The sequence below is a fragment of the Gottfriedia sp. NPDC057948 genome (assembly GCF_042887255.1).
Classification (GTDB): domain Bacteria; phylum Bacillota; class Bacilli; order Bacillales; family Bacillaceae_G; genus Gottfriedia.
Map to the genome: position 1 here is coordinate 144,290 of NZ_JBHVPN010000008.1, position 12,355 is coordinate 156,644.

A 12,355-nucleotide genomic window follows, 5' to 3' on the forward strand; every position below is an offset into this window, starting at 1 on the left:
GATGAAATTAATAAAATCACTTCCATTAGAATATAGTACGGAGCAAAATCAAATAAATATATTAGGTTTTTGGATCTTTTTAGGTGCAGAAATTATGCTTTTCGGAACTCTTTTTGCCTCTTATTTTACATTAGTCAATCGTACTGGACATGGTCCTACTGGGGCAGAAATTTTTGAAATTACACCGGTATTAATTGAAACGTTTGTTTTATTAGCGAGTAGCTTTGTTATAGGATTAGCTATTCATGCTATGCGTATTGGTCGAAAAACTGCAGTAATGTCATTTCTTGCGATTACACTAATTCTTGGTTTAGTATTTGTAAGTTTTGAGATATCAGAATTCGTACATTATATGCATATGGGTGCAGGATTACAAACAAGCGCATTTACTGCAATTCTATTAACAACTTTAGGTACACATGGGGCTCATGTTACACTTGGATTTTTTTGGGGATTATTTATCTTGTTACAAATTCGAAAAAGAGGAATCACTCCAGAAATTGCTAATAAAACATTTATCTTTTCACTCTATTGGCATTTCTTAGACGTTGTATGGATCTTCATTTTTAGCTTTGTTTATCTGAAAGGATTGATGTAACATGAAAGAATTATTTCCGCTTAAGCAAGTTAAAGGCTTTGCCTTTTCAATGATTCTAACTGGCATTGCACTTGTAGTATACTTTTTTAACCTGTCATTTGCAGTTGGAATGACAATATTGCTTGTAACAGCATTTTTACAAGCGAGTCTTCAATTAGTAGTGTTTATGCATGCAGGTGAAACAAGAGAAAAAGGGGCTATTTATACAAATATCTTTTATGCATTATCAATCGCACTAGTTACCGTATTCGGTACCTTACTCTGTATGGTTTGGGGATATGCCTAAAACAGTATAAATGATTAATTATCTGGAGCGTAAAAATAAAATTGGAGGTAATTTTATGTCAATGACAGCTGTATATGTTATAGGTGGAATCATAATTTTTGTTGTATTCGGTGCTTTTGTTCTTACTGTAAATAAAGGATATGGAGTAAAACATAAAGTTGATAAAATTGATGAAATTAAAAACGTTTATGATGATAAAAAAAATAAATAATTGAATAAATTGCTTTTAAAAAGGAAAAGGTTTGATTGACTTAGATTATTTCAAACCTTTTTCTTTTGTTTATTAAAGTTTCATCTAAACACTAAATAATTATGTATACCACATCTTTAAACTCCTATTCTTCTCCTATGTGCAATTAAATGTCAATAAAACATCGTTCTCAATGTCGATTTAATCTACAAACTTCTCCTTAGGTAGAGAATACGAGGTATCTATAGAATCGACCCATTCGCAAAAAGAGCGTTTAGATACACCCAATTAAAAAAGTAGTGTTAACCAATACTTGTCTGGCCAACACTACTAGTAATACAAAGGATAGTTTCCTATATTTTATATGTTCTTAGACATTTTATTTTGAAACCGGATAGACGTTTAAATATTCCTCTAACGTTATGTTTCTTTTTTTCATTTGTTTAGCCGGTGCAACCCCAACATATCGAATATGCCAAGGTTCGTATTTGTATCCTGTGATTTGCTCCTTACCTTTTGGATACCGAATAATGAAACCATAATTTGAGGATTTTTTTTCAAGCCATTTGGCTTCTTTGGTATTCGCAAAACAGCTTGAAGCCGCACATTTTCCAGTGCTACTACTTACATCAATTGATAAGCCTGTTTGATGTTCACTAGAACCAGGTAATGCACTATACTTTCTTGCATTCGTATATCCATCTACTTTAACGTAACGATTAAAAATAACTTTCTGAGTTGCATAGGAGCGATATCCTGAGACACCACTTAAATAGATATGATCTCTTTTAGCTCCTTCAAATAATTTCTTTAATGCTATTGCTGCTTCTTTTCTCATTTTTCGCTTTTCAATCTTTTCTTTAAAAATGAATGAAACATTTGCATAAACTAAATCCTTTGGAACGTAGTTTTGAGATAAAAAATATTTTTTGTTTACTAAAACTGTAATTACATCTGGGTGTGAAACGGTTTTAATTGCATTATTTTGTTTCGTTCTATATATAACATTTTTAGGTACATCTGATGTTTTGTTTATCTGATTATTAGCATTTTCTTTATTTGATTGGTGATACTCTTTTTTAGGACTAGAATCATTGTGATGATGGTGTTGGTTACTACAACCGTTTAAAGATAATAGTAAGATAATAAAAATAGAATTAACTAAATATTTCATAAAAGTAAGTACCCCCACATGCTGCTTTGTCTAATTGTTAACTTGTCAAAAATTTGATTTCGTTTTTGAAATTCGTGTTCATATATAGAAAGATAAAAAGTTATTTTTCGTACATAGTCCAACTATTCCCTGAAATTTTTTCGGAAATATCAATAACTTTATTTTTAACTCTCTCTTTTTCTGGGCCATCTAATAACTTTGGCTGATAGTTGTTTCTTGAAGAAACAGAGGAAATAGAAAAAGGTATCACTTTCAACTCTTTTTCATTTGTCAAATTTCCATTTTGGAAGTGAAAAGTTTGCTGAAAAACAATTGTATCTTTATCACTAGGATTTCGATTCCCACCAAACATAAAGTTACCTAAACTATAGACAATAAATTTTCCATTATATTCTTCAATTCCTTGAAGTACATGAGGATGGTGCCCAAGTATTAAATCTGCTCCGTGATCAATCGCGTAGTGAGCCAAGCTTTTTTGAGTATTATTAGGTACATACTCTCGCTCTATACCCCAATGAAAATGGATTAAAATTACTTTTGCACCAGCATTTCGTAATTCACCTATATCATTAGCAATTTTAACTCTTAATTCAGGAGTATCATTCCAACCTTCATATCCTAGTGCTCCTATTTTTATCCCCTTAACAGTTGTTAAATAGTGATTGGAATATCCAAAATAACCTATCTTGTATTTTTTTAAGTTTCTAATAGTGTCATCATAACCTTTTACTAAATAATCATGACTATGGTTGTTTGCGAGATTTACCGCATCTATTCCGCCATATTTTAGAATATTGGCATAAGATGGATCTCCCTTAAATTTATATTTTTTAACTGCTTTTTCTGTGGCATTTGTCAATGTAGTTTCCAAATTTACAGTAGTAAAATCGTCTTCATTAAAAATATTATTTAATCTATCTACAAAAAAATGTAAACCATTTCTTTTCGCTTCATCGACAAATGAATCAGAATAATTGAAACTTTCATCAGTACCAAGTGTAAAGTCGCCAGCTGCACTAATTTTAATGGTTTTCTCTACTTGTCTTTGAGGTGGTGCTTTTATTGTATTTGTATGTTTAATTGGTTTGTGTACATTTTTTTGAGAATTTTCCTCATTTTTTAATTCATTACCAAATGTAATTGAATAAACATTTTTACAAACAAATAAAATTATTAAAAAAATAAGAAGTGAAAAGATTCTTTTTATTCGTTTTTTTCTTCTAGAAGTTATTTTTCGATTCTTGCTCAATTTTTTATCTCCCTAAACTAATTTTCTCAATATATAACCCTTAAAATCCTTTTTTCATTGTTATGAAATTTCATAAATAATGTTATAAGAGATTCTATTAGTAGTCTCATTATTAAAGATTTACATGAATTTATAATTAAATTAAGTTACTTTAAATTTGACTAAATAAAAAGTAATTAAATCTATAACAATTCCTATTACATATGATCTAAATTCATCTCCCTTCAAAACCTTATAAAAGAATAATAAGGTTTGGATGTTTCGAATTTAGACACAACTTGTATCTAAGTTGTAAATAATAAAAATTTGAGCATTTTTTCATCGGAAGCATCTATTAATAATGTTTTAAGTTAGAACGAATAAGTTTTTCTTAAAATCATTGGATGTATTTTTAAGATAGAATGCTTACATTAAACAACTCCTACAAAAGATCTAGTGAAGCATTATATTTTTAATAGTTCATCACTTTAGTGGTTTACCTTTTTATAATTTAACGAAAGTTTACAACTTAGAAACAACTGATGATTAATTTTGAAATAATAATTCAATATTATTAAACCATCAAGAAGAAAGGAGTATTTTTAATTATTGGAAATGACAACTATTAATTTTTATTTAAATTAAAACAAAAGTTTTTATAAGTAATAAATTAACAATGAATTTAGGTGAGTCCGTGAATGAGAAAATATTAATTGTAGATGATGAAATAAGTATAGTAGAATCCTTAGCATATGCTTTTCGAAGGGAAGGATATAATGTAGAAACAGCATTTAATGGCAAAGAGGCACTAGAGAAAGTTTCTGTTTTTCAACCTGAAATTATGATTTCCGATATTGTGATGCCTGTAATGAATGGATTAGATTTATGTAAACAAGTTGGAAGTAAAAATGGCATGGGCATTATTTTACTAACCGTTAGGAATGACATTATAGATCGGTTATTAGGATTAGAGTTTGGTGCTGATGATTATATAACGAAGCCTTTTGATATTAGAGAACTACTCGCAAGAACAAGTTTACTGTTACAAAGACTAAAAAAGGAAATGAAGGTTAATAAAAAAACATAGATATGTAGATTTTTACAGGTTTGTTGCTTGTAAATAATTTCTTTTTGAGCACTCTCAGGATAATCTATGACTGGAATGGAAGGTGCGAGGCTCCTTTGTGAGTAGTGTAAAAGCTGAGACTTTAGAAGGTGAAAAAGGTATTCGATTTATTCTTCTTTGAACTTCTCAATTACTTTAAAGACTTTTCTTATTTGGAATGTAGTTATACCTTCAGTTCTACTACTTTATATACTTTTTGAGAGTGGTAGTCACATGATAGTTTATTGAGAGAGTATCTTTCCATAAAACAAAATACTATTGAGGAGTTAAATTAATGGAATTAAGGGAAATAGAATACTTTTTGGCTATTTGTGATGAATTACATTTTACACGAGCAGCAGAAAAATTAGGAATATCACAACCTGCTTTAAGCCGTCAAATGAGAGCCCTAGAAGACAAATTAGGAGTTCGTTTATTTGATCGCTTAGGTAAAAAAATTGCTATTACTGAAGCGGGAAAAATTCTAAAAGAAGAATCCGATAAAATATTTTCCAATATAAAATTTATATATGAACAAATTGGAGAGCTTCAAAAAGTAAAAAGAGGAAAACTGATTGTTGGAACAATGTCTGGGGAGTTAAGTCAATTGGCGACTGTAGTATTCTTAGAGCTTCACAGAATGCACCCCTATTTACAAATGAAGATCATTAAGTTAGATAATATTGAAGAAAGAGTAATTCAAAATGACATCGATATAGCTTTGACACACCAGTCTTATGAGAAAGAACAGTTAACAAATATACATTTATATAATGAAGAATTTTCTTTAGTAGCTCCTTTTGAACATCATTTGGCTAAAAGGGATTTTGTTGAATTTGAAGAGATCAAGGACATTCCACTTGTCTTAAGTCCGAAGAACCACAATTGCCGAAAATTATTTGATGATGCCGCTACTTCTAAAGGATTTGTCATCCAGCCAATCATAGAAGTAACTGATGTTCAATCTATTTTGAAAATTGTGAAAGCAGGTGTTGGAGCTACCATACTTCCTAATTCTCTTCTCGCTTTTGAGAATCCACAATCACTTAAAGTAATTAAATTAGTTAATCCTATTATTTGTAAGGAAATTGCTATTGTACATCACAAAGAAAAGTATATTGGAGCTGCAGCTAGAAATTTTATGGACATGTTGCTTTCATATGTGAATGAGAAAAATCTTTATGTAGGAAATACTGAATATTCTTTAATAAATTCCTGATAGCTTATACAAAAACATTCCCCACTCCATAAAAAAGAAAGGGGAATGTTTTTTAATGTTGTTTTTTAGACAATTTCAATCGCTGAACACTGCCACCTTATGTGCCGACAACCAAATATTCCTCGTCCGGAGAAGTTGAAGTGTTATAGCATTTCTATTGTCGAGGTCCTTGGAAAGATTTGTTCAAGTTTTTCCTCCATCTACACTTTTTAACACACCTCGACCTCCCTTAATTAGTCTTGATTCATAAAAAGAAAATACAAAAATAGCTAAAATTAATTTGGAATTAAAAATTAAGCTTAAATCGTTACCAGAGTGGATAAGTTTAAGTAATGAAAAAGAATTTAATTACTTACAAAAAAGTATGGAAAAGATAATTAGTAATGATATAAGTGTCTTTGCACAAACAAACAAACAAGTCTACATAGATACTTCTCTTTTATATCAGTAAATATTAGAAAAAAGTTACTGTTTAATGAGGTGGATAGATTTAATTATATAGCTTAGCTTAATATACATTTCAAATCAGAAAGGAAGTATTATTCCATGAATGATGTAATATCGACTATACTTGAACACCGTTCTATCCGTTATTTTGAGGATAAGCCTCTATCGGATGAACAAATAAAAACGATTGTTTCCTGTGCTCAATCAGCCGCAACTTCTAGTTATATGCAGGCATACTCAATCATCGGTGTAAAAGATAAACTCCGTAAGAAAAAGTTGGCCGAGCTAGCTGGAAACCAGGAGTATGTTGAGAAAAATGGTCACTTTTTCGTATTTTGCGCCGATCTTTACCGTCATTCCATTATAGGAGAAAATGAAATGAAAAGTGTCCTTCCATCAATAGAAAGCACTGAAAATTTTATGGTTGCATTGATTGATGCATCTTTAGCCGCACAAAATGCTGTTATTGCAGCAGAATCCATGGGGCTGGGAATTTGTTTTATTGGAGGAATCCGAAATAACCTTGAAGAAGTGAAAACATTGTTAAAAACGCCTGAGCGAGTTTTACCTTTGTTTGGAATTGCAGTGGGATATCCGAAAAAGATTACAGACCGTAAACCGAGATTACCGTACGAACATATTTACCATGAGAACGAATATCAGCAAGATAAAGAGGTCTATGTAAAGCAATTAAAAGAGTTCGATGAAGTAGTTTCAAGTTATTATGAACAAAGAACCGGCGGTAAAAGAAAAGACCGATGGACAGAACAAATGGCAGTTATGCTTGAAAGACAAAACAGAGTGTATATGAAAGCCTTTGTGCAAAAAAATAAACTGGATCTCAAATAGAAAAGACTGCCGATTTGACAGTCATGTTCTTTAAGAAATCGACTTTAATGGAATAAATTAACTTTAAAAAAATCCTTCCTTTAGGGAAGGATTTTTTTCACGCTGTTGAAAAAAGACTTCGTCAAGTAAATGCCACGAATTTTTCGTGGCATTTTTTGTTTTAGTGTTCATTTAGTCTGTTTTTTGGTAAATTAAATGAAGACCAATTTCCTTTAGCGAGAGAAGTTTGGTCCATTTAATCAAGTTTTGTATGATTGCAGTCATCAAAACTTGTCTTTTTACTTTTTGAACTCCTCGGTATCGTGCGTAGCGTAAGCCGTGGAGTTCTTTACTTTGGGCAAAACTTAATTCTACTGTTGAGGGTCTAACTGACCTTAATATCTTCCCGCGAGTTGATAGCCTTTGTTCCCTTAGTTTATCGTAAATTGGTTGGTTAACTGACATTCTTAAAACCCGATCATCTTTTTTTGCGAATGGACAATTAGAACAGCTACCTTTGTCAGGCTTAAACTCATGATAGCCTTGTCTAGTAGTCGTTTTATAACGAAAAGGTACACCACAAGGGCAGGCATACAGGTCTTCATTTACTTTTTGAAAATGAGTTTTTCTACATTCTTTATGTTCATTACTTGGAAATCTACGATGAGAGATATAGGCAAATATCCCTCGTTTAAATAAACCTTCGGCAAATCTTGAATTATAGTAGCCCGCATCAATAGCCATTTCATTCGCATAATATCCGAACCTCTCTTTTAACGAATCTAACTGATCCAATAAAACTCTATGACCAGGAACATTCGCACTCGTCACATGAGTATCGATTATAAAATTATGTAGGGAATCAACTACTCTATGTTCAAAATATGCAAAGCGACCTCGTTCATCATGTTTAACTGATAACCTAGCGTCACCATCAACAGGATTAAGTAAAACGCGTTTCAGTTCAGTTTTATTTCCTTTAGGTTTAAGTAATTTTAAACCGTGTTTTTGTCTACGTTCATTTACTTTTTTTAAAGTATCAAGATCTTCCTCAATTACGACTTCTTTAATCCATTCCTCACGTTTCCTTTTATTCGCATTCGCTTTTAGCTCTGTTTCATCTGCCACCCAAGTTTCATTCGCAATAAATCCATCTATATTAATTAGATTTACTACATAGTGAAAGAAAGCTTCCCAAACCTCGTTATCTTTCAAACGATGATTAAGAAACTTTGAAATAGTCGAATGACAAGGTATTTTTCTAGTAGGTGAAATCCCTAAAAACCAACGATAAGTAGCATTTTGTTTAACTTGTTTACAAGTAAATCGAACAGAGCGAAACCCTTCAATATATTGTATTAGTAGTATTTTTACTAGTATCAGTGGATCAATTGAAGGTCTGCCAACGGTTGACCGATAGTAAGGTTCAATAAGTTGATATAAATAATTCCAATTGATTTCTTTATCAATTTTTACAATGTGGTGCTCCACATCAATCATATTCTCATACAGTTTACGATTTTTTGCGATGTCTAAATTCTCTTGATAGTAGTACATAAAAAATCCCCCTTGTAATAATTTTCCTACAAAGGGGATTTTTTCTAAAATTATATGCTTAGATCTATTGACTAAGTTGTTTTTCAACACTCTGAAAAAAATCCTTCCTTTAGGGAAGGATTTTTTTTCATTTTGTACAACGAACGCTTGCTTTAGTTACTTAAGAAAGGCTATATATTAGGTGAAATTTACCCATTCTATTCATTATCAGATTGTGGTGAAACCAAAATGCTTAGCCCCTTGTTTTCTCCATAATCCCACATTTTTAGCTAAGGATAAGTATTTTCTGGTAAAAGATAGAACGCTCTTTAAAAATAAAGATAATAGACCGCCATCTCCTAATGAATGACAGTCTTTCTAAGTCTCATTTCGGTTAGAAATAATATTGTATTCTAGTTCTTAAGATCGTTTTTGTTTTGCTGCAGCTTTTGCTAGTCCATCAATCCATTCTTGGTGGCCGTTAATCATTGGGTTTGGCTTTGTTTCCGCCAGCTTTTTAGCTACTTTACCATTTTGAGTTTCTTGAGTAAGAATACGTACACGTCCTTCAGGTAGGTCTTCTAGCAGCCAAGCATGGTGAACATGTAACGCATCATCTTCTGTTGAGCCTTCCTCCCAGCCATGCCAAGCTAATCTTGCTGGTTTGTCATTTGTAGGTGGCTCATACTCTACTACCTCCGCCTCGAAAGGGAAGCCGAAAGTATTGAATCGGAAGTGAGCACCTTGGTTTAATTCAGGTCCCGTAACGTTGTGGAAGCTAATCGTGTCAACATTACTGTAGTATAACTCCCATTTTGAAGTATCATTAAGGTAATCCCAAAACTCTGCAGCTGATAGATTAGCCACGATGATTTCGTTGGAAGCAAAGTTATCAGTCATTCCTGGTAGGAAGCCTTTAGGCCAAATAATTTCATTCATTATTAACACCCTTTCATTTTATCTAAATTTAGTTATTTAGTTTGTTTTTGCTACTTGAATTTTATATTATATTAAATTATGTGTACACGCATGGCAAAACCAATTAATCAATCATTACTGGGTATTCTTTTAGATTGATTCCAGTTAAAAAAATTCAAGATATGGATTATCCTCTAATTGCTCTGGATTGTACGTTATTTTCTTAAACACAACGTTTCCTCCTAAAGTTTATACTGTACTCATTTTAAAGACCTTTACTAATAGACAGTTATTATGTAACTATCCTACCAGTTTGTTTAATAAAAAAAGACCGACGAATAGTCGATCATGAGAAAGAGCTTACTTATTAAAACGGCACTGTTAAAGTAAAATGTTGATATTTAATATATGAAAAAAAGGACTGTCAATTTAGACAGTCCTTTACGATCTTATGCAACTAATGCTAGCATTAGTTGCATAACGTGATCAGCAGCATTGCCGGTCATTTTTTGTGCTAACTGACAATTTAGTTTAAGTGTACTTATTCACAATCTGTATTTTTAAATTTCTTTTTCCTCCACACAAAAAGACTCCCACCACATGAAAAAGGAGAATGAATTCATTATGAAATCATCCCCCAAAATAGTTTGAAAATGCTTATCCTTATATTACTCCTCAATGACCCGCTAAACGTTTTTCAAAATCCGCCTTAAACAACAAAATAGCATCAATATTTACAGCAAAATCGTGGTCACTGATATTAAAATTAGTTATAAACTCGTCAGACCTCTCACGAACCATAATTGTCGGACGGATATTGTCTCCAATAGAGTCCTGAGTAACACCACTTCCATAAATATTCCAGTTAGTTTCAGTAGGCTAGGGTTTTGTGCAAAATCCATGGCACTCACTGACAACTGCTTATTCACAAAAAGATACATTTGGAATATATACTCTAAATTCCTAGATATAGTTTTCCTGTGTTCCTAAACATTGAGCTAATTAATAATTTGTACTGTAGAACTATAGTAAATGATGAAGCCTAACATTTGACATAATTCTTTTAAAAAAAGTACTAAATCCATATTATTCAATAACCTCAAGTGTTACATCTATATTTCCTCTTGTAGCTTTTGAATATGGGCAGAATTCGTGTGCCTTATGCACAAGATTTTCTAATTTTTCTTTTTCAATTCCAGTTCCTTTTACTTGTAGCGTTACAGATATTTTAAAACCTTGATCCGCTTCATCTTTTAAGAAATTTACATTTGCAGTTACTTGTGTTTCGACTTTTATATGCTCTTTCCTAGCCATGTGCTGTAATGCACCATCAAAACAGGCGGAGTATCCAGATGCAAATAGTTGTTCAGGGTTGGTAGCGTTTGGTAACTCTTTTGCTCTTGGACTTCCTGGCATTGCGAGATCAAATTTTATTTTTCCATCACTCGATTCAACTCTGCCTTGTCTTCCTCCAGTAGCAGTTGCTGTAGATGTAAATAATGGTTGTTGATTCATTTGTTATTTTCTCCTTTTGTGTAAATTTTCATTTTTCTCTACCTATTATTTCCATCTATCTTTATTGATATCCTAATTAATGAATTCAAATTTATTAACACAATCCCCAATCTAGTGTTTGGCATCATGTAAATTGATTGACACAATTTAATGTTATTAAACTACCCAATCCACTGTATTTCTTTTCATCCTTAAGTATTGTCCTTTTTGATTTTTTCCTTCACTTTCTCCAAAAAGTTGCTTCCATCATTCAGATACAAAATGGAGGGACGGTTCATAGTTCACAAGTAGTTCACAAGTAGTTCACAAGTAGTTCAATAGATTTCCCTTTACGGTAAAGAGCGTTTCTAACAGCAGCATATTGATAACTTGGGTTTGTTGCCAGATCTGGATTATTAGCAAAATATATTTCAGTAGTATTCCCTATTTGGTTATGAAAGGTATGTGAAAATGCTTCAATTGCTGCTCTTGCTCCAAGATAAGAACCGCCTATCCCAATAACAATTAGGGCATCGGAATTTTTGCGAATTCAGTATTAGATCTATTTGTCAAAGAACCAATTAATATAGATAATCCCTTAGTTTCAATGAAGAATGTTGTTACTTTGCCGCATATCAGCTCTGTTACTTACGAAACTCGCTTTAAAATGGCGATGTTAGCTGCAGCTAATCTCGTATCTGCGTAAAAGGAGAAACCCCGGCAAATTTAATTTAAAGGTAAGTATAATAGCTGCGAGTGACTTTACTAAATTATATTCGCGCTGCTCATAAAAAAAGAAAGGCAACTTCACCAATTTTGGGAAATTGCCTTTTTACGTTTATTCTAACCAAATTACAACAACAGTTGTTTCTGTCCAATTGTTGATGCCTCAGCCATTTCTTGGTGCACTAAACATATCTAAGGCCTATTTTATTATTAAATATTTGGTTTTTATTTTTAAAGATAAAAGATCCGTTTAAATAATCTATTACTAATTGATTATCATACACTTCTTCAAAGTCATTATTAACTAAAAATTCAATGTTATCTATTGTTAATATTTTTTCATATGCGTCATTTGGTCTTTTGTTAATAACTTTCATTTCGTAAATATTATTTACTATGTCACAGCTTCCACGATCAAATGACAATTGAATAAATTGATTCTCATCCATTTTATTGCACAATACTTCCTTTGCAGAATCAGTTATTTGAAAATCCACTTATAAACCCTCCTTACAGTAAGGATATTGTTCTAGCAACAAACCATAATAACACTAATCATATCCATACGATTTAGCTTGCTTAATTAATTCACCATTTAAAAACTCT

The 12,355-nt window shown here is 31.8% G+C and carries 12 protein-coding genes and 1 pseudogene; 6 read left to right on the forward strand and 7 right to left on the reverse strand.

The window, feature by feature from the left end; genetic code table 11:
* Nucleotide 1 precedes the first annotated feature (1 nt).
* The 3 genes from qoxC to ytzI are packed head-to-tail and all read left to right on the forward strand — an operon-like array spanning nt 2 to nt 1,095.
* Nucleotides 2-598: a cytochrome aa3 quinol oxidase subunit III gene (gene qoxC / locus ACFVRR_RS14310; RefSeq protein ID WP_387329606.1), complete on the forward strand. Its 597-nt coding sequence runs from the start codon at nt 2-4 to the stop codon at nt 596-598.
* 1 nt (nt 599) lies between these two features.
* Nucleotides 600-884: a cytochrome aa3 quinol oxidase subunit IV gene (gene qoxD / locus ACFVRR_RS14315; RefSeq protein ID WP_025568480.1), complete on the forward strand. Its 285-nt coding sequence runs from the start codon at nt 600-602 to the stop codon at nt 882-884.
* A 55-nt stretch (nt 885-939) separates the two neighbouring features.
* Nucleotides 940-1,095, forward strand: a complete 156-nt coding sequence (gene ytzI, locus ACFVRR_RS14320; protein WP_335492483.1) for a YtzI protein — start codon at nt 940-942, stop codon at nt 1,093-1,095.
* Between the two features lie 358 nt (nt 1,096-1,453).
* On the opposite strand, the gene ACFVRR_RS14325 is transcribed toward ytzI, so the two are convergent.
* Together ACFVRR_RS14325 and ACFVRR_RS14330 are read right to left on the reverse strand one after the other, a co-directional pair.
* Nucleotides 1,454-2,248 carry a M15 family metallopeptidase gene (locus ACFVRR_RS14325; protein ID WP_387329611.1) on the reverse strand — a complete coding sequence of 265 codons (795 nt, stop codon included), beginning with the start codon at nt 2,246-2,248 and terminating at the stop codon, nt 1,454-1,456.
* 100 nt (nt 2,249-2,348) lie between these two features.
* Complete coding sequence (locus ACFVRR_RS14330; protein WP_483867346.1) at nt 2,349-3,479, reverse strand: CapA family protein; 1,131 nt, start codon at nt 3,477-3,479, stop codon at nt 2,349-2,351.
* Between the two features lie 691 nt (nt 3,480-4,170).
* On the opposite strand from ACFVRR_RS14330, the gene ACFVRR_RS14335 reads away from it, so the two are divergent.
* The 3 genes from ACFVRR_RS14335 to nfsA all read left to right on the forward strand — a co-directional run bounded on the left by ACFVRR_RS14335 (nt 4,171) and on the right by nfsA (nt 7,096).
* The gene (locus ACFVRR_RS14335; protein ID WP_098565628.1) at nt 4,171-4,563 is read left to right on the forward strand and encodes a response regulator transcription factor; all 393 of its coding nucleotides are present in this window, start codon (nt 4,171-4,173) and stop codon (nt 4,561-4,563) included.
* Nucleotides 4,564-4,876: 313 nt separating this feature from the next.
* The gene (locus tag ACFVRR_RS14340) at nt 4,877-5,800 is read left to right on the forward strand and encodes a LysR family transcriptional regulator (RefSeq protein WP_387329618.1); all 924 of its coding nucleotides are present in this window, start codon (nt 4,877-4,879) and stop codon (nt 5,798-5,800) included.
* Between the two features lie 546 nt (nt 5,801-6,346).
* Nucleotides 6,347-7,096: an oxygen-insensitive NADPH nitroreductase gene (gene nfsA / locus ACFVRR_RS14345; RefSeq protein WP_387329621.1), complete on the forward strand. Its 750-nt coding sequence runs from the start codon at nt 6,347-6,349 to the stop codon at nt 7,094-7,096.
* Between the two features lie 171 nt (nt 7,097-7,267).
* On the opposite strand, the gene ACFVRR_RS14350 is transcribed toward nfsA, so the two are convergent.
* The 5 genes and pseudogenes from ACFVRR_RS14350 to ACFVRR_RS14370 all read right to left on the reverse strand — a co-directional run bounded on the left by ACFVRR_RS14350 (nt 7,268) and on the right by ACFVRR_RS14370 (nt 12,246).
* Entirely contained in the window at nt 7,268-8,632 is a 1,365-nt protein-coding gene (locus ACFVRR_RS14350; protein WP_387329624.1) for an IS1182 family transposase, read from the reverse strand.
* A 399-nt stretch (nt 8,633-9,031) separates the two neighbouring features.
* Entirely contained in the window at nt 9,032-9,550 is a 519-nt protein-coding gene (locus tag ACFVRR_RS14355; protein ID WP_387329627.1) for an SRPBCC family protein, read from the reverse strand.
* Between the two features lie 1,065 nt (nt 9,551-10,615).
* A complete protein-coding gene (locus tag ACFVRR_RS14360) occupies nt 10,616-11,044 on the reverse strand; it encodes an organic hydroperoxide resistance protein (protein WP_387329629.1) in 429 nt (142 codons plus the stop codon).
* A gap of 249 nt (nt 11,045-11,293) precedes the next feature.
* Nucleotides 11,294-11,573: pseudogene (locus ACFVRR_RS14365) on the reverse strand (hypothetical protein); the annotation flags it as partial.
* 358 nt (nt 11,574-11,931) lie between these two features.
* Nucleotides 11,932-12,246, reverse strand: coding sequence for an iron-sulfur cluster biosynthesis family protein (locus ACFVRR_RS14370; protein WP_387329632.1), 315 nt, complete (start codon nt 12,244-12,246; stop codon nt 11,932-11,934).
* Nucleotides 12,247-12,355: the final 109 nt, after the last annotated feature.

Coding starts and splice junctions, on each gene's coding strand:
- qoxC (WP_387329606.1), top strand. CDS start 2: ATGAAATTAATAAAATCACTTCCATTAGAATATAGTACGGAGCAAAAT.
- qoxD (WP_025568480.1), top strand. CDS start 600: ATGAAAGAATTATTTCCGCTTAAGCAAGTTAAAGGCTTTGCCTTTTCA.
- ytzI (WP_335492483.1), top strand. CDS start 940: ATGTCAATGACAGCTGTATATGTTATAGGTGGAATCATAATTTTTGTT.
- ACFVRR_RS14325 (WP_387329611.1), bottom strand. CDS start 2,248: ATGAAATATTTAGTTAATTCTATTTTTATTATCTTACTATTATCTTTA.
- ACFVRR_RS14340 (WP_387329618.1), top strand. CDS start 4,877: ATGGAATTAAGGGAAATAGAATACTTTTTGGCTATTTGTGATGAATTA.
- nfsA (WP_387329621.1), top strand. CDS start 6,347: ATGAATGATGTAATATCGACTATACTTGAACACCGTTCTATCCGTTAT.
- ACFVRR_RS14350 (WP_387329624.1), bottom strand. CDS start 8,632: ATGTACTACTATCAAGAGAATTTAGACATCGCAAAAAATCGTAAACTG.
- ACFVRR_RS14355 (WP_387329627.1), bottom strand. CDS start 9,550: ATGAATGAAATTATTTGGCCTAAAGGCTTCCTACCAGGAATGACTGAT.
- ACFVRR_RS14360 (WP_387329629.1), bottom strand. CDS start 11,044: ATGAATCAACAACCATTATTTACATCTACAGCAACTGCTACTGGAGGA.